This window comes from Variovorax stachyos (genome assembly GCF_051400855.1).
Classification (GTDB): domain Bacteria; phylum Pseudomonadota; class Gammaproteobacteria; order Burkholderiales; family Burkholderiaceae_C; genus Variovorax.
On the sequence record NZ_JBLFFN010000014.1, the window covers coordinates 77,648 to 94,651 of the forward strand.

13 protein-coding genes are annotated in these 17,004 nt (G+C 70.1%); 6 read left to right on the plus strand and 7 right to left on the minus strand.

What is annotated here, in order from left to right; all coding sequences use genetic code 11:
• Positions 1-156 precede the first annotated feature (156 nt).
• The gene (locus ACMGEZ_RS22145; protein WP_436824428.1) at positions 157-1,887 is read left to right on the plus strand and encodes a serine/threonine protein kinase; all 1,731 of its coding nucleotides are present in this window, start codon (positions 157-159) and stop codon (positions 1,885-1,887) included.
• Positions 1,884-3,098, plus strand: coding sequence for an OmpA family protein (locus ACMGEZ_RS22150; protein ID WP_436824429.1), 1,215 nt, complete (start codon positions 1,884-1,886; stop codon positions 3,096-3,098). The genes ACMGEZ_RS22145 and ACMGEZ_RS22150 overlap by 4 nt, the downstream gene beginning before the upstream one ends.
• A gap of 53 nt (positions 3,099-3,151) precedes the next feature.
• Here the strand turns inward: ACMGEZ_RS22150 and ACMGEZ_RS22155 are convergent, their stop codons facing one another.
• Complete coding sequence (locus ACMGEZ_RS22155) at positions 3,152-3,439, minus strand: hypothetical protein (protein WP_436824430.1); 288 nt, start codon at positions 3,437-3,439, stop codon at positions 3,152-3,154.
• A 135-nt stretch (positions 3,440-3,574) separates the two neighbouring features.
• The gene (locus ACMGEZ_RS22160) at positions 3,575-4,048 is read right to left on the minus strand and encodes a ferritin-like domain-containing protein (protein ID WP_436824431.1); all 474 of its coding nucleotides are present in this window, start codon (positions 4,046-4,048) and stop codon (positions 3,575-3,577) included.
• A 294-nt stretch (positions 4,049-4,342) separates the two neighbouring features.
• Between ACMGEZ_RS22160 and ACMGEZ_RS22165 the strand changes: the two genes are divergently transcribed.
• From ACMGEZ_RS22165 to ACMGEZ_RS22175, 3 genes are read left to right on the plus strand one after another with little or no spacing between them, the layout of a single operon-like run.
• The gene (locus ACMGEZ_RS22165; RefSeq protein ID WP_436824432.1) at positions 4,343-6,475 is read left to right on the plus strand and encodes a CHAT domain-containing protein; all 2,133 of its coding nucleotides are present in this window, start codon (positions 4,343-4,345) and stop codon (positions 6,473-6,475) included.
• The gene (locus ACMGEZ_RS22170) at positions 6,472-8,196 is read left to right on the plus strand and encodes a ShlB/FhaC/HecB family hemolysin secretion/activation protein (RefSeq protein WP_436824433.1); all 1,725 of its coding nucleotides are present in this window, start codon (positions 6,472-6,474) and stop codon (positions 8,194-8,196) included. The genes ACMGEZ_RS22165 and ACMGEZ_RS22170 overlap by 4 nt, the downstream gene beginning before the upstream one ends.
• 1 nt (position 8,197) lies before the next feature.
• On the plus strand, positions 8,198-12,010 hold the full coding sequence (locus ACMGEZ_RS22175) for a beta strand repeat-containing protein (RefSeq protein ID WP_436824434.1): 3,813 nt from the start codon (positions 8,198-8,200) through the stop codon (positions 12,008-12,010).
• A 158-nt stretch (positions 12,011-12,168) separates the two neighbouring features.
• Here ACMGEZ_RS22175 and ACMGEZ_RS22180 read toward each other — a convergent pair whose 3' ends face one another.
• The 3 genes from ACMGEZ_RS22180 to ACMGEZ_RS22190 all read right to left on the minus strand — a co-directional run bounded on the left by ACMGEZ_RS22180 (position 12,169) and on the right by ACMGEZ_RS22190 (position 13,492).
• Complete coding sequence (locus tag ACMGEZ_RS22180; RefSeq protein ID WP_436824435.1) at positions 12,169-12,540, minus strand: hypothetical protein; 372 nt, start codon at positions 12,538-12,540, stop codon at positions 12,169-12,171.
• 36 nt (positions 12,541-12,576) lie between these two features.
• A complete protein-coding gene (locus tag ACMGEZ_RS22185) occupies positions 12,577-12,720 on the minus strand; it encodes a hypothetical protein (protein WP_436824436.1) in 144 nt (47 codons plus the stop codon).
• 301 nt (positions 12,721-13,021) lie between these two features.
• A complete protein-coding gene (locus ACMGEZ_RS22190) occupies positions 13,022-13,492 on the minus strand; it encodes a hypothetical protein (protein ID WP_436824437.1) in 471 nt (156 codons plus the stop codon).
• A gap of 243 nt (positions 13,493-13,735) precedes the next feature.
• Between ACMGEZ_RS22190 and chrA the strand changes: the two genes are divergently transcribed.
• Positions 13,736-15,088, plus strand: a complete 1,353-nt coding sequence (gene chrA / locus ACMGEZ_RS22195) for a chromate efflux transporter (RefSeq protein ID WP_436824485.1) — start codon at positions 13,736-13,738, stop codon at positions 15,086-15,088.
• Positions 15,089-15,091: 3 nt separating this feature from the next.
• On the opposite strand, the gene ACMGEZ_RS22200 is transcribed toward chrA, so the two are convergent.
• Together ACMGEZ_RS22200 and ACMGEZ_RS22205 are read right to left on the minus strand one after the other, a co-directional pair.
• Positions 15,092-16,015 carry an SMP-30/gluconolactonase/LRE family protein gene (locus ACMGEZ_RS22200; protein WP_436824438.1) on the minus strand — a complete coding sequence of 308 codons (924 nt, stop codon included), beginning with the start codon at positions 16,013-16,015 and terminating at the stop codon, positions 15,092-15,094.
• A 9-nt stretch (positions 16,016-16,024) separates the two neighbouring features.
• Complete coding sequence (locus ACMGEZ_RS22205) at positions 16,025-17,002, minus strand: Bug family tripartite tricarboxylate transporter substrate binding protein (RefSeq protein ID WP_436824439.1); 978 nt, start codon at positions 17,000-17,002, stop codon at positions 16,025-16,027.
• Between the last annotated feature and the right edge of the window lie 2 nt (positions 17,003-17,004).

Consider the following 17,004-nt stretch of genomic DNA (forward strand, 5'->3'; position numbering starts at 1 on the left):
TGGCGACGATAGCGCTACCGCCGGTGCTTGGTCGCCCCATGCTCGGAACGAAACGTCCCAAAGGCCCCAAATCTCCTTTTCGCCTAGTGCTTCTGGTGAATGCTTCTGTATGCATCCCCGCAGTAGAGTCAATGCTCACATAGGGGATCGGACGCCATGGACAGCCTCGCCGCCCTCAGCCTGCCCGCCGTTCCCGGCCCAGCGACCCAGAGCAGCGACTGGCCGGCGCCACATCCCGACTGGGCCGAGTTCGAACGCGACCGCGCGCGCGCACTCCCCGAAGGCCTGCGCCTGCGCGACTACGAGATCGTCGGCCCGATCGGCGAGGGCGGCTTCGGCGTGGTCTACCTCGCCTGGGACCACGCGCAGCAGCACCATGTCGCCATCAAGGAGTACCTGCCGGCGGTGCTGGCGGTGCGCGATCGCGCCTCGACCGCGGTGGTTGTCCGATCGCCGCGGCACCAGGACAGCTTCCGCATCGGCCTGCGCAGCTTCGTCAACGAGGCCCGCATCCTGGCGCGCTTCGACCATCCCGCGCTGGTGCGCGTGCTGCACCACTGGGAGGACAACGGCACGGCCTACATGGCGATGCCCTACTACCAGGGCCCGACGCTGGCGCGCGCCCTCGCCTGCCTGGGCCGCCCTCCCGACGAGGCCGAGCTGCGCGCCTGGCTGCGCCCGCTGCTCGACGCGCTCGGCACGATGCATGCGCTGAGCTGCTTCCACCGCGACATCGCGCCCGACAACATCCTGCTCACCGACAGCGGCCCCGTGCTGCTGGACTTCGGCGCCGCGCGGCGCGTGATTGACGGCGCGGGCCAGTCGCCGGCGGTGGTGTTCAAGCCCGGCTTCACGCCCGTCGAGCAGTACGGCGAGCTCGCCTCGATGCGGCAGGGGCCGTGGACCGACCTCTATGCGCTGGCGGCGGTGGTGTACGCAGCGATCACCGGGCAGCCGCCGATCTCGTCGATCGAACGGGTGCCCAACGACCCCCTGCAGCCCCTTTGCGCACTTGCGCGCGGCCGCTACAGCGAGCCCTTTCTGGCAGCCGTCGACGCGGCGCTGTCGGTGTTTCCGCAGGACCGGCCGCAGAGCGCCGCCGAATTCAGCGCGCGGCTGGGCGGCGATGGCATGGCGAGCGATGCGGGCGGCGATGCCGAGGACTTCGTGCCCGGCGGCCTGTCGGCTTCCGATGCTGCCGAGGCGCAGGCACTGCACGCCGCGGCCCTGAGCTTCGTGCCCCCGATCGCGCCTTCGATGGCCCGCCGGATCGAGCCGTTCGCAGCGATGGCGCCGCGCCCCCGCTCGAAGCCGGCGCCGGTGCGGCGCACTCGCCTCAAGTTCCCTGCGCTCGCGGGGACGGCGGCACTGCTGATCGGCCTGGTGACAGCCGGTCACTATCGCATCGGGGATCCGGTCCGCACCGACCTGCCTCCGGCCGTGCTGGCCTCGTTGCCAGCAACGCCCGCGCTGCCTGCGGCTGCGATGCGGGAGCGCACGCCTCCGGCGCCGGTGCCGGCGTCGCCCGACATGCAGCCGCTGCCCGTCGTCGCCGTGCCGTCGATCGTGCTCGACACACCGCCGGCCGCCCGGTCCGCCGGGGCCGCGCCATTGCCGCCCCCGGCGCCGCGCCGCAAGCCGCGGCCCGCGGTCGCATCCGCACCGGCGCTCGACGACCCCTTGTTCGGCACGGTGTCGCGCCCCACCGTCCGGGCTGCACGCCCGGCCCAGCGCGAAGTACCCGCGCTTGCCGCCGAGCCGCCGGCCCGCCTGCTGGCCGGTGCCGCGCCCGCACATGACGGCCGCTGCAGCGAGCTGCTGCTGCGCGCCTCCCTCGAACCCGTGGGCGCCGGGGATGCGGCCAGTCTCAAGAAGGGCTGTGAATGACGACCACGACCTTCGCCCGCAGCCGCCTGGCCCTGTCCCTGTCCGGCGCCCTGCTGATCCTGGCCGGCCTCGGCGGCTGCGCGACGCCCGCGCCGCCGCCGCCGCCCTCCAGGGCCGAGCTGCCCTTCGACCAGGCCATCGCTCAGGCCACCGACGGCTTGGTCATGCAAACGCAGAAGCCGGTACCCTTGATCCCCCGCACGAGTGCCAGGCGCGGGGTCGTGCTCGACCCGATGATCGACGCCGGCAGCGCCCAGCAGACCGTGGCCACGCAGCTGCTGCAGGAGCGGGTCAGCGAGCGCGTGGGCTCCCGGCACGACACGGTCGAGCTGCTGCCCTTCGAGAGCGCGAACCTCGCCAGGGCCCGCTACCTGCTGACCGGCACCCTGACGCGGCTGTCGGTCGAACAGGCGCGCAGCCCGCTGCGCATCGACCTGGCCCTGACCGAGCTGGCCACCGGCATGGTGGTGGCCCAATCCTCGGCGGTGGCACGCGACCACGGCCTGGATCACACGCCACTGCCCTACTACCGGGACACGCCCGTGCCGCTCAAGGACCAGGTCATCGACAGCTACGTTCGCACCACCGCCACGCCCGCAGGCCAACGCGCCGACCCGTACTACCTGGAGCGCATCGCGGTGGCCCCGGCAATCAAGGATGCCACCACGCACTACAACGCCGAGCGCTACCAGGACGCGCTGGTGCACTACAACAGCGCCGCCGGCGGCACGGCCGGCAACGCCCAGCTGCGCGTGCTCAACGGCATCTACCTGAGCTCGGCCAAGCTCGGCCGCACCGCCGAGGCCGAGCAGGCCTTCGGCAAGATCGTGGCCTTCGGCATCGCGCAGCAGCAACTGAGTGTGAAGTTCCTGTTCAATCCGGGCAGCACCGCGTTCTGGCCCGATGCCAAGGTCAGTGGCCCCTACCCCATGTGGCTGCGCGAGATCGCCAGGGCCAGCGCCGATGCCAAGGTGTGCATGGACATCGTCGGCCACACCAGCCGCACCGGCTCGGTCGCCTTCAACGACATGCTGTCGGTGCAGCGGGCCCGCTACATCCGCCAGCGGCTGATCGGCGAAGCCGGCGTGCTGGGCGAACGCACCAAGCCGAGCGGCAAGGGCTTTCGCGAGAACATCATCGGGACCGGGACCGACGACGCGGTGGACGCACTCGATCGCCGGGTCGAGTTCAGGATCGTGGATTGCGGCTGAGCGCCGCGGTCTTCAGGGCCTGCGGGGCCCTTGCCGAGATCCCAGGGAAGCGCTCAAGCGAGATAGCGCGTGCGCCGGTTCGACAACTTCACCTGCAGTTCGTCAGCCACCTCGACCGCGCGATGCTCCATCACCGCGACCGGATAACTGCCGATCACGATGTTGTCGACGCTCACGGTGGCATAGCTGAACTCGCGGCCCAGGGCCGCCGCAGCGTCTTGCAGGCACTGGGCCAACGACGCCAGGCCTTCGCGCGCGTAGCGCCAGGTCCCGTCGCCGATGCCCACATACGAATTGAAGTTGCGGTCGCCCCGCTTGGTGATTTCAACTGCCGGTTGCATCGCTGTTCTCCCAGGGTTCGCTGGGGCGATTCTCGCGAGCACCCGGGCGCGGCGGAACTGGCCATTGGTCGAATTCGCCGCTCGGAATCCTTCAATTGGAGGAGGCCGCTCGACCTGCGCGGCCCCCCTCTTCGCTCAACCGCGGGCGCGCGCCTGGTCGCGCAGCATCTTGATCTGGTCGTGGTTGCGCTGCGCGCCCTCGGCTTGGCGCTCGACCACGCTGCGCACGTCGGCCGGCAGGTTCTGCTTCAGGGCCTTGCGGTAGCGCGCCACGGCCGCGTCCTCGCCGCGCTCGCATTCCTCGAGCATCGACAGTTCGCTGTTGGCGCCGACCGCCCCCTTCACATGCACCCAGCCGCGGTGCATCGCACCGGTGGCGGTGCCGCCCTCGGCCGGCTTGCCGCCATACGCCATAACCAGCTGCACGAGCTCGCTCGCACCCTGCGCGCAGGCTGCGGCGCGGTCGCTGAACAGGCGCTTCAACTCGGCCGACTCCACTTCTTCGGCGCAGGTGCGAAAGCCGTACTCGCCGTCGCGCGAGTTCTCGATCAGGTCGTTCAGGATGTCCACCACGTCGTCGGAGGCCAGGGTTTCGGTATTCACTGCCATGAAAGTACTCCTTGGGTTTCAGCGGTCCCGTGCGGGACGCTTGCTGGAGCCTCAATGATTGGGCGCAGGCTCGGCCGCAGCGTCAGCGTCGCCTGACGGCGCCTGTAGGGCGGTGTCGCCTCACACGCTTCAAAGGCCACCCATGCGCCGCCTACGCCCTTCGCGCTAGACCGTCTTGCGAATAGCCCCTCCCCGACCCCCCTCCTAGACTCGCCCCCGACGAGGTCCGAGGGGCGCGCACTCCGCGTGCCGGCGGTACGCAAGCGCGCCGCAGGGGCCGCGCGCGGGGGTCGAATGCAAAGTCTTTCGGGATTCGGACGAGCGCATGCGCGCAGGTGGATCGGAGCAGGCGCCCTCGGGCTCGCGGCGCTGTTCGGCGGACATGGAGCGCTGGCCCAGGCACCCGACGCCGAGGCGGCGGCCAGCAGGCAGGAACAGGCGCGGCTCGCCGACACCGACACGCTGCTGGCACTCACCAGCGACGGCGCGGTGCTCTACGCGCAGGACAGTCCCAAGCTCTCGGGCTACCAGTACTGCAGCCAGGCGGTGGCACTGGCAGAGGCCGGCGAATTCCGCCAGAGCGTGCGCGCCGCGAGCAAGGCGCTGCACCTGGCCAACACGACGCGCGACCCCAACCTGCTCGCGATGGCGAATCGTGACCTCGCCATCGTCTACAGCTACTCGGGCCAGTTGGAAAAAGCCGAAGAGTTCGCACGCGAGGCGCTCAAGCATCCGGCGCGCGACCCCAAGCTGGTCGTGGGCCCGGCGAACAAGGTCATCGGCGACGTGCAGACCCGGCGCGGCGACTACGCCGGCGCGGTCGCCAGCTACGAGACCGCGCTCGCCAGCAGCTCGCACCGCTACGCGCCGCTGGTGCAGTCCTCGCTGGTCAACGCCCTGATCGAATCGGGCGATGCGCCGCGCGCGCGCCAGCTGCTCGGCACCCTGCCGCCACCGCGCGAGGCGCCGCTTGCCGCGCAACTGGAGCGCACCCGGGCGCGGCTGCTGCTTGCCGAGAACAAGCCGGCCGAGGCGCGCGACCTTTACCTGCAGCTCACCACGCGGCAGGTGGGCACCGACAGCGGCTACTACCGCCTCTGGGCCTGGGACGGCGTGGCGCGCAGCGAGCTCGCGCTCGGACAGAAGCAGGCGGCGGCCGATGCGGTGGGCCGCGCGCTCGGCAGCGTCGATGCGGTGCGCGCGAAGTTCCGCAGCGAGGAATTCAAGATGGGCCTGTTCTCGGACCTGCAATCGGTGTTCGAGCGCGGAGTGGACCTCTACAGCGAGGTGGGCGATGCGCGCCAGGCCTTCGAGCTCAGCGAGCGCAGCCGCTCGCGCGCGCTGCTCGACGCAGTGCGCGGCCGGGCGCGGCTGAACAGCGAGGCCGCCGCCACCGTCGACCTCGCGACGCTGCAGCGCACGCTGGCGCCCGATGAGCGCGTGTTGCAGTTCCATGCCCTGCCCGACCGCCTGCAGGCCTGGGTCGTGAGCCCGGCGGGCATCGAGGCCAGGAGCTTCGCGATCAAGCGCGACGACCTCGCCGAGCTGGTCGAGACCTTCCGCAACTCGGTGGTGCGCGGACGGCGCGCCGCCATCGCCAATGCCGACAAGCTGGGCGCCGCACTGATCGCGCCGCTGAACCTGAGGGCCGGCGAGCGGCTGGTGATCGTGCCGCACGGGCCGCTGCACTACCTGCCTTTCCAGGCGCTGCGCGTCGACGGCCGCTACCTGATCGAAACCCATCCGGTCTCCGTCGCGCCCTCCATGAGCATTGCGGTGCAGCTGGCGCAGCGCTCCCCGCGCGCGGATGCGGTGCTCACCGCTTTCGGCAATCCGCGCATCGACGACAAGTACGACCTGCCCGGCGCCGAAGTCGAGGTCAAGCAGCTGGCCCAGCTGTTCCCGCGCAACAGTGTCTACATGGGCGCCGCGGCGACCAAGACGCAGTTCCGCGACGTTGCCGCGCGCGCGCCGCTGATGCATGTGGCTGCCCATGCCGAGGCCGACCAGGTCGACCCGCTCTATTCGCGCATCCTGCTGGCCAACGAGGGCGGCCGGCAGAGCTTCCTGGAGGCGCACGAGATCCTCGGGCTGCCCATGCAGGGCAACGCGTTGGTCACGCTGTCGGCGTGCGAGTCGGGCCTGGGCCGCATCGCGCAGGGTGACGAGGTGCTGGGCTTCACCCGCTCCTTTCTCTCCGCGGGCACCGGCAGCCTGATCTCTTCGCTGTGGCCGGTCTCGGACGATGCCACCGCCGTCCTCATGGGCACCCTCTACGCCGAGCTGGCCAAGGGTCGCGACATCCAGCAGGCCATGCAGGCAGGCCAGCTCGCCGTGTTGAAAGAACCCCGCATGTCGCATCCCTTCTTCTGGGCCCCGTTCAACCTGATCGGCAACTGGCGGCTCAAGGTGGGGAGCCCGGCATGAGGGGGCCACGCGCGCTGTCGAGGCCCCCGCAGATCCGTCGTCCCGTCGCGCTCGCCGCCGCCTCGCTCGTGGTGGTGGCGCTGGCGCTGGCTGCCTCGCGCGTGCACGCGGCCGGCGAAGAGACCGTCACGCTCGCGCCCAGCCAGGACCCGTGTGGCAGTTGCGACCGCCCCGTGGCGCAGGCACCCGCCGCGCCGCAGAGCCTGCCGGCGCCGCCCGCACCCGCGCCCGTCGCCAGCTTCCGGCTCAACGACCTGCGGCTCAATGGCGCGCAGACGCTCGGCAGCGAGGAGCTGCAGGCCATCACCCGCCCCTACATCGGCCGAGAGGTCACGCTGGCCGACCTGGAGGCGCTGGCGCAGGCCATCACCGCCCGATACCGCGAGCGAGGCTACTTCCTCGCGCAGGCCATCGTGCCGGTGCAGACGGTGCAGGGCGGCATCGTTGAGATCAGCGTGATCGAGGGCCGGCTCGGCAAGGTCGACGTGGCCGTCGCGCCCGATGCGCCGATCGGCGAGCAGCGCGTGCGCGCCTTCTTAGCGCCGCTGCAGCCGGGCGAGGCCCTCAGCGGCGACCGCTACGAACGCGCGATGCTGCTGCTGTCGGACCAGCCAGGCGTGCGCGTGTCCTCCGCCCTGCAGGAAGGCACCCAGCCCGGCACCACCGATCTCACGGTCGAGGTCACGGCCGGGCCGCGCTGGGCCTTCACCGCGGAAGCCGACAACCACGGCACCGAGGAGTCGGGCCGCTATCGTGTGGGCGGCACGGCACGCTGGCTCGGTCCGGCCGGCATCGGCGACAACCTCGACCTGCGCGCGATGGTGTCGGACGACGGGCTGTGGTTCGGCCGCGCCGCCTACGAGGCGCCCATCGGCGCGAGCGGGCTGCGCGCCGGCATCGGCCTGGCGCGGGTGCGCTACGAGCTCGGCGGCCAGTTCGCCGAGCTGGACGCGCGGGGCCGGGCCGACGTGTTCGACGTGTCGCTCAGCTACCCGCTGATTCGCCAGCGCCGGCAGAACCTGTTCCTGCGCCTCTCGGCCGACACCAAGAAGCTCGAGGACGAGCTCGGCGCCGTGAACCTCAGCTCCGACAAGCGGATCCACGGCCTCGGCCTGGGCTGGGCCTGGGAGCGGCGCGACCAGGTGCTGGGCGGCGGCTACTGGGCGAGCTCCGGCACGCTCTACCACGGCAAGCTCGACATCCGCGACCCGCTGACGCTGGCCTTCGACCAGGGCATCGGCGGCCACCGCACCGAAGGCAGCTTCACCAAGCTGAGCTTCCTGGTCTCGCGGCTGCAGTCGGTCATGCCGCGGCACTCGCTGTTTCTTTCGCTGGGCGGCCAGTGGGCCAGCAAGAACCTCGATGCGTCCGAGAAGCTGGCGCTCGGCGGCGCCCGAGCCGTGCGCGCCTACCCTTCGGGCGAGCTGCTGGCCGACCAGGGCTGGATTGGCACCGTCGAATGGCGCTGGTCCTACAACGAGGCGCTCACGCCCTTCGTGTTCTACGACGCAGCGCGCGGCAAGCTCGCGCACGACCCCACGCCCTTCGACGGCGTCAACCGGCTGAGCCTGCGCGGCTACGGCATCGGCCTGTCGTGGTCGCGGCCCGGCAACTTCGCCATCAACGCGACGCTGGCCTGGCGCGACGGCACCCGGCCGGCGCAGACCGACGGCGGCGGCCGCAACCCGCGCCTCTACGTGCAAGCGCAAAAGGCCTTCTGACATGAACTCCCAACCGAAGCCAAGGCGCACCGAACGCACACGGCCCGCGCGTTTCCCGTTGCGCCCGGTGGCGCTGGCCCTCGCCTGCATGAGCGTCGCGGCGCTTGCGCCGGCGCAGCAGCTGCCGACCTGGAACAACTTCATCGTGCGCGGCGGCACGGTCGCGGTGGGCAGCGGGCCGGGCAACATGCCGATCACCGCCGCCGGACTGCCTTCGCCCGCGGGCACGATCCTGCCGATCACGCAGGCCACGCCGCGCGCCATCATCGACTGGCAGGGCTTCTCGATCGGGCCGGGGAACGCGGTCAACATCACGCAGCAGGCAGGCCCGCGCAGCGTGCTGCTCAACCGCGTGACGGGCAACGAGCTCTCGACCATCGCTGGCTCGATGACAGCCAACGGCCGGGTCTTCCTTGTCAACCCCAACGGCGTGCTGTTCGCGAACGGCGCGACGGTGAACGTCGGCGGCATGGTCGCCTCCACGCTGGCGATGGGAACCAGCGACGCGGACTTCATGGGCGGCAGCGAGCGGCTGGTGTTCCAGCAGGTGGGCGGCGCGTTCGACACGGTCGAGAATCGCGGCAGCATCACCGCGACGGGAGGCGGCACCGTCGCGCTGATCGGCGCCAACACCGTCAACAGCGGCAGCATGGTGGCGCAAGGCGGCACGGCCGCACTGGTGTCCGCCAACACGGTGACCGTCGACTTCGCGGGCGACGGGCTCACCACCTTCAAGGTGACACCGGGCCTCTACGGCAATGCGACCAACAGCGGCCTGGTGCAGGCCGACGGCGGCCGGGTGGTGCTGATGGTCACCGGCGGCAGCGAGGTGGGGAATGGCGTGGTCAACACCCGAGGCGTGCTGCGTGCCGACACGCTGGCATCGCGCAACGGGGAGATCGTGCTCGACAGCGGCAGCTCGGCAGCCGGCGTCACCCTCGACGGAGGCCTGCTCTCCGCGGCGGGCAACGAGGCCGGCCTGCAGGGCGGCAAGATCGACATCACAGGGCGCACCATCCTGCTGCAGCCCTTCGTGGCTCTGCCGGCGGGCATTCCGGGGCCGAACGACAGCGGCATCGTCGATGCCAGCGGCGCTGCCGGCGGCGGGCGCATCCAGCTGCACGCCACTGCTGTCGGCGGCAACCCGCAGACCGGCGCCATCGCCGTTGCCGCCGGCACCCGCATCGGTGCCGACGCCACTGCCGCCGGCAACGGCGGCGAGATCCGCGTGCTGGGCGAGCGCACGCTGCGCGCCTACGGTCCGATCACGGCCAAGGGCGGGCCCGCCGGCGGCAACGGCGGCCTCATCGAGACCTCGGGCGGCTATGCGGTGCCCGCGGGCGACAACAATGGCGGCATCGACCTCGCGGGCCTGCGCACCGATGCCTCGGCGCCGAAGGGGACCGCCGGGCAGTGGCTCGTCGATCCCTTCGACGTCACGATCGTCAACGGCAATGCCGCGGGCACCTTGCCCGGCACGCCCTTCGTGCCGATCGCCGATTCGATCATCCAGGACGGCGACATCAACGCGGCGCTCAACAGCGGCACCAGCGTGCGCATCACCACCGGCAATCCTGCGGCGGGCGCGCCGGGCACCGGCGACATCTTCATGGACGACGTGCAGATCGAGTACAGCGCCAGCAAGGGCCCGCTCACCCTGCAGCTGGATGCCCACCGCAGCGTGCGCGGCAACACGGCCTCGGTCATCGCCTCGGTGGGCGATCCGCTGAACGTGATCTTCAACGCCGACGCGAACGGTGCGGGCGCCGCGGTGGGCGGCGGCCAGGTCAGCTACAGCGGTTCGATCTACACCAACGGCGGCAACGTCGCGATGAACGGCACCTGGGCGAACGCCAGCAACGGCATGTGCAGCATCTGCCTGACGACGGCGCTGATCGACACGCGCACCGGCAACCAGCAGCTGGCGCCCGGCGTGGCCGGCGCGTACACCGGCGGCAGCGACGCGGGGCTGGGCGGTGCGGTGCAGCTGCGCGGCATCAGCACCTTTGGTGATCCGGCCGCGGACAGCGTCGGCGCGGTCTTCGTCCAGAACAGCGTCATCAGCACCGCCACCGGCGACATCTCGATCTTCGGCAGCCACAGTGCGGGGACCGGCGTCCAGCTTGAGAACTTCGAAAGCGTCGGCACGCTCACTACCACCAGCGGCAACATGTCGGTGACCGGCATCGGCACCTTCGCCGCGCAGACACCGACCCATGGCGTGCTGATCGACAGCGAGACGCTGCGCACCGCCAACGGCAACATCACGATCACCGCCCGGCGCCTGGCCGGCGGTCCGGCGGGCTCGGGCGTGATGCTGAGCAACGGCGCGCTGCTGCAGACCACCGGCAGCGGCGATATCCGCGTGACCGGGCAGTCCGATGGCAACGGCGCGGGCGTCAACGTCGCGCCTTCGCCCGCGCCCACGGCCGGGCCGCCCGGCCAGATCGACGGCAACCGCAACGTGGTGCTGCGCGCGGTCAACGACGGCAGCACCGATGCGCTGGTGATCGGCGGCCCGGTGCGTGCCGGCAATGCGCTCGACCTGCGGCCCGGCGGCGTCGACCTTGCAGGCAATGCGCTGGACCGCACCGACGTGCCGATCGCCATCGGCGGCACTGCCAGCACCGGTTTCGCAGTCTCCGCCGGGGAGCTCGGGCAGATCACCACGCCGACCCTGGTAGCCGGCAGCAACACGCATGCAGCCGACATCACCGTGGTGGGGCCCTTGGCGCTGGCGTCGGCGCTCACGCTGCACAACGGCGGGGGCGGCAACATCCGGCTCGGCGCGCCGGTAGCCACGCCGCAGCTGGGCCTGCTGAGCGCGGGCGACATCACGCAGGCCGCCGGCGCGACCATCACGGCCGGAGCGCTGCTGGCGCGCTCCAGCGGCGGCAACGTGCTGCTCACCGAGGCGGGCAACAACGTCGCGGCAGTGGGCGGCGGCGCGGCCGGCCGCTTCGAATACACCGACGCCGACGCGCTGGCGCTGAGCACGCCTTCGGTCACCGGCTTCGATGCCGCCACGCAACTGCCGCAGACGGTGACGGGCACGACCGTGAGCGCCGACCGGGTGCTGGTGCGCACGCTGAGCGGCGACCTCTCGCTCGGCACCAACGTCACGAGCACCACCAGCACCGACCTGGTGGCTGCGGCACGCTTCCAGAACCTGGGCAGCTTCGGCATTGCCGGCGCGCCGTGGCGCGTGTGGGCCGATACGTGGGTCGGCGAGATGCGTGGCGGGCTGTCCGGTTCGGGCCTGCTGCCCAACCTCTATCACTGCGCCTACCTGGGCCTGTGCACGGTGACCGTGACGCCAGCAGACAACCACTTCATCTATGCGCAGCAGCCCACCGCGACCGTGCGGGTCCACAGTGCCGCGCGAGCCGCCGGCCAGCCCAATTCGCTGTTCACCTACAGCATCACGGGCCTGATCCTGGGCGACACCGGCGCGGGCTTCGCGGGCACCCTCGCCAGCCCGGCCACGTCCTTCAGCCTGCCGGGCAACTACCCGATCAACGGCAGCTTCACCTCGGCCGAGGGCTACGCGGTCAACGTGGTGCCGGGCGTGCTGACCGTGGGGGCACTGCCGGAGCTGATCAAGCCGGACCTGGTGCGGGAGACCCCGAGCACCTGGCTGTACGACCGCAACATCGGGCCTGCCCCCATCTGCCTGGCCACGGGGCCGCTGGACGGCGACCGCGCCGCGCAGGAAGGCGACGTGCTCGCGCGCGAATGGTCGCGGGTGCGCTCGCGGCCCAACCTCACGAACTGCGTCGACACGGAGCGGCGCAATGGGTGCGCGGATTTTTAGTAAGGCAGTAGCCCATGCCCGATCCGATCTCGCTGCGGCGGGGGGCAGGGGCAATCTTCGACGAGATTTGAAGCCACGCTACCTCGCCCGTCATGGCCTCGACGTCTTTGCCGATCTTCAGGAGGCGCAGGACACGGTACGCGAACATGCGCACCATTTCACCTACGGCATGGTTCGCAGGACGATCCGGATAGAACCTGCACGGGAGACGAATCATCCGCAAGGCTGATGAGCGCCTGCGCCGCTGCTGCGTGCAGCGCCACCCTTCTGGCCGGATCATCGACCCCTCCCATCCAGATGAAGGTGTCGCGTCCCAGTTGCTCGTCGCTGAACATGGCGCGCAGGACATTGTGCAAGTCGCCATCCGACAGCAGAGGCGTGCCATTCACTTGAATTACTTGAAGTTGCAGCATGGTATTCAGGGCGTCCTGAGCCACGGGGTACTTCAATCGATGCAGCAGTTCATCCGCGCCGCCGCGCAGGCTGTCTGCGGCGGCAGCATCGATCGCTTTCACTCCCAGCAGAAGCATGGGTTCCGCCGGGAACTTGGTGCTCCAGCGCCCGATTCAGGGACTGAGGCAGTTCGCGTCCACCAGATCCGTGATGAGGTTAGCGATGACGTGCCGGCTTTGGCCGTCAAGCATCGAAGGAAAGACGATGCGGTCGGGCTCGATGATCAAGCCCTCGACCTGCTTCAGCGACGACAGCACATGCCTCCATTGACGGCGGCATCCGCTTTCCTCGGAGCCGGAAGTGGCTTGACCGCATGTCTCCTGTCTCCGGGCTGTCGTGGCGAAGCGACTGGCAGCGGGTTTGATTCGAATGTTGAACGCTTGGTCGACTCGGTCGACTCAGTCGATTCGGTCGAGAGGCGTTGCGTCCTCTCCAATAGCGTAGAGAGAGATCTCACGGTAATTGCCCATCTGAAGTAGGTTGGAAACGTAGAGCGCTTGCAAGCAAGCCGGCTTCTGCCAGCTCAGCAGCGCAGGAACGCGCCCGAGCCGATCTCGGTCAGTCCGATGCCGCGTGCGGCAACGGATCGGGTGGCTCGCGGTGGAGGCGTGCGATCCACGAATCGGCGGTGCGTCTGAATGCATCCAGCACGCCGGGCCATTCGCCCGGACCGTGGGGAAGGGCGGGGATGATCATGGACAAGGTCAGCAGGCCCGTCTCTCGGTGGACGTCGACGGCCCAGTGCGCACCCTCGCCCGTCCATCGCGCCATGATGTCCTGCACGTGGCCCGGCTCATCGTCGTCGAAATCGTCATCCTCGTCGGCTTCCACGATGGCCTGCAGCAGCTCGGCGCGCACGTAGCCTGCGCCCGCAAACAGCTCGACCCGGCCATCCGGCAGCGTGGCGGCGTGAACCTGCAGTCGCTCTCCGGCGTCGAACGCGAGGCTGCCATCGGCGCTGACGCACGTGGGCGCCCGCTCCACCGAGGCAAGATACTGGTCGAGGCTGTGACCAAATTGAGCGGTCATCTTGGTGTCGCTCCTCTGGGGTAGTGGTTATCCCGCTGAGTAACGGATCCTTCGGCTTGGTTCCACCGTGGAAGATGACGTGACTTGGCGAAGAAGGCCGCCTTCATGACGCGTGCCCCTATGCAACCGAAATCGGAGAGCAATGAAACGTCGATGCCACCCATGGATGACGGGCCGCCCTGGTCCGAGCGAGACCCGAGCACCGCAGGCGGAGCGCTCCTCGTGAGCGCCGCCCCCGACAAGATGGGTGAAGCGCTCGCCGCGCCCGCCCTTGCCACCTTCGCCGAGGCCTTCCGCTTCTGGCTCAAGCTCGGCTTCATCAGCTTCGGCGGGCCGGCAGGGCAGATCGCGATCATGCACACCGAGCTGGTCGAGCGCCGCCGCTGGATCAGCGAGAAGCGCTTTCTCCACGCGCTGAACTACTGCATGCTGCTGCCCGGCCCCGAGGCGCAGCAGCTGGCCACCTACATCGGCTGGCTGATGCACCGGACCTGGGGCGGCATCGTCGCTGGTGCCCTGTTCGTGCTGCCTTCGCTGTTCATCCTGATTGCGCTGTCATGGATCTACCTGCGCTTCGGCGACGTGCCGGCAGTGGCGGGCCTCTTCTACGGCATCAAGCCGGCCGTCACCGCCCTGGTGCTGCACGCGGCGCACCGCATCGGCACGCGGGCGCTGCGGAACTGGTGGATGTGGGGCATCGCGGCAGCGGCCTTCGTGGCCATCTTTGCCTTCCACATGCCCTTTCCGGCGATCGTGCTCGCGGCCGGGCTGATCGGCCACTTCGGCGCGCGCCGCGCGCCGGCGGTGTTCGCCCTCGGCGGCGGCCATGGCGGCGCGCAGCACAGCTACGGTCCGGCGCTGATCGACGACCACACGCCGACACCCCCGCATGCGCGCTTCTCGCGCGCCCGACTGGCGAAGCTGCTGGCCGTCGGGCTGGGAATGTGGGCGCTGGCAATGGGTGCGCTGGTCGCCACGCAGGGCCTGCAGGGCACGTTGACGCAGATGGGCTGGTTCTTCACCAAGGCCGCGCTCCTGACCTTCGGCGGTGCGTACGCGGTTCTGCCCTACGTCTACCAGGGCGCGGTCGAGCAGCACCATTGGCTCTCGGGTGCGCAGATGATCGATGGCCTGGCCCTGGGCGAGACGACGCCCGGCCCGCTGATCATGGTGGTGGCTTTCGTGGGCTTCGTCGGCGGCTGGCTCCGGCAGGTGCTCGGGCCCGAGGCCCTCTTTCTCGGCGGCGCGCTGGCGGCCGCGGTGGTCACCTTCTTCACCTTCCTGCCTTCCTTCGTCTTCATCTTGGCCGGCGGGCCGCTGGTCGAAGCCACGCACGGCAGGCTGGGCTTTACCGCGCCGCTGTCGGCGATCACCGCGGCAGTGGTGGGCGTGATCCTGAACCTGGCGCTGTTCTTCGCCTACCACGTGCTCTGGCCGCAGGGCTTCACCGGCCCATTCGACTGGGTCTCGGCCCTCATCGTCGTGGCGGCAGCCCTTGCCCTCTTCCGCTTCAAGATCGGCGTGATGCCGTTGCTCGGCGCCTGTGGGCTGGTCGGACTCGCCGTCACGCTGGGCCGGCCCTTGCTCTTTTCCTGATGGTCAAGGCCGGTGCGAGAACAGCGGCGCGCCGGCCATCGGCAGCTCGGCCGCGAGCACGCTGCCAGTGGCCGATTCGGTCATCACCAGCTCGCGCGTGCCGGGCCGGAACGCGAGATTGGTGACCGTCTGGCCCGCGGGGCTGCGCACGAAGTGCGTGAGTTCGCCGCGCGCATTCAGCACGAAGGCGCCGCCCAGGCTGGCATGGGCTACCACGAGGCTGCCGTCGGCTGCGAGGGCCAGGCCGTCAGGGCCGCTGCTGCCGAAGAAGGTCTGGAAAGCGCCCATCTTCGAAACGCTGCCGTCGGCCAGCAGCGGCGCGCGCCACACCTGGTTGCCGCGCGTGACGGCGAGGAAGAGCACTCGCCCGTCTTCACTGACCGCGATGCCGTTCGGGCTGGGTGCGTTGGCGAGCAGCTGGTCCAGCTTGCCGTCGGTGCCCAGGCGGTAGACGCGGCCGGTGGGATCGTGCAGGCCTGTCTGGCCCTGGTCGGTGAAATAGAGCTGCCCCTCGGCGTCGAAGCTCAAGTCGTTCACGCCCTTGAAAGATTCGCTGTTTCGATGCGCGAGCACCGGCGTGATGTCGCCGCTCGCCGCTTCGAGCTTCAGGATACCGCGCCGATAGTCGGCGATCCGGAGGCTCCCGTCCGCATGGATCGCCAATCCGTTGGGCCAGCCTTCGTACTGCACGACGAGTTCCCATTCGAGGGCCGGCGTAACGCGGAAGATGCGGCCATGGGGGATGTCGGTCACGTAGAGATTGCCGGCGCGGTCGAAGGCCGGCCCCTCGAGGAAGCTGTCCATCACATGGCCGGACTTGTTGGCATCGACCCAGTCGGTGCGGCGCGCTTCGCGAAAGGACTCGGGCAGCCGTGTCAGCACCCGGGCCTCGAGGACGTCCGGGGGAGCGAAGCTCAGGTTCCACATGCGCGCCGCTCACTCGGGCTGCACGCCGGCCGCCTTGATGACCGCACTCCAGTCCTGGGTCTGGCGCTTCAAGAAGGTCTGGAACTCTGCCGTTGCCATGCCTCCTGGCGACGCACCCTGCTCGGCGAAGCGCTTGACCAGCTCCGGCGAGGCCAGTGCCTTCTTCACCTCGGCCTGGAGCTTGTCGATGATCGCCTGCGGCGTGCCCTTGGGCGCGGCAATGCCGAACCAGTTGGTGGCGGCGAAGGCCTTCATGCCAGCCTCGGCGCTGGTCGGTACCTCGGGCAGCGCGTCGAGCCGCTTGGGCGAGGTGACCAGCAACGCGCGCACCTTGCCGCCCTTGACTTGCGGGATGGCGGTTGGCGCGGCGGTGACCAGCACATCGATCTGGCCCGAGACAACGCCCAGCATCGCCTCGCCAGCCCCCTTGTAGGGCACGTGCGTGAGGGCCAGCTTGCCATGCTGCTTGAACAACTCGCCGCCGAGATGCGTGGAACTGCCCACGCCGCCGGAGCCGAAGGTGAGCTTGTCGGGACTCTTGCGCGCGGCGTCGACCAGATCCTGCACCGCCTTGTAGGGCGAGGCCGTGCCGACCACCAGCACCAGCGGCGCGTCGACGATGGTGGTCACCGGCACCAGGCCAACGGCGTGGTCCCACGGCAGCTTCTTGAACAGGTGCGGCAGCATCGCGTACGTGGTGTCGTTGACGAGGAAGGTGCCGCCGTCCGGCACGGCCTTGGCCACCAGATCGGCGCCGATGGTGCCGCTGGCGCCGGCCTTGTTCTCGACGTAGAAGGACTTGCCGGACTGCTCCGTGAGCTTCTGCGCGATCTGGCGCGCCGCGTAGTCGGTGGTGCCGCCGGGTGCGTAGGGCACCACCAGGCGCACGGGCTTGTCGGGCCAGTCAGCGGCCTGGGCTGGGGCGGCAGCGGCAAGCGCGCAGGCGGCCGCCGCGGCGCCGAGCGCCGCGCGAATCGATGTCCTCATGT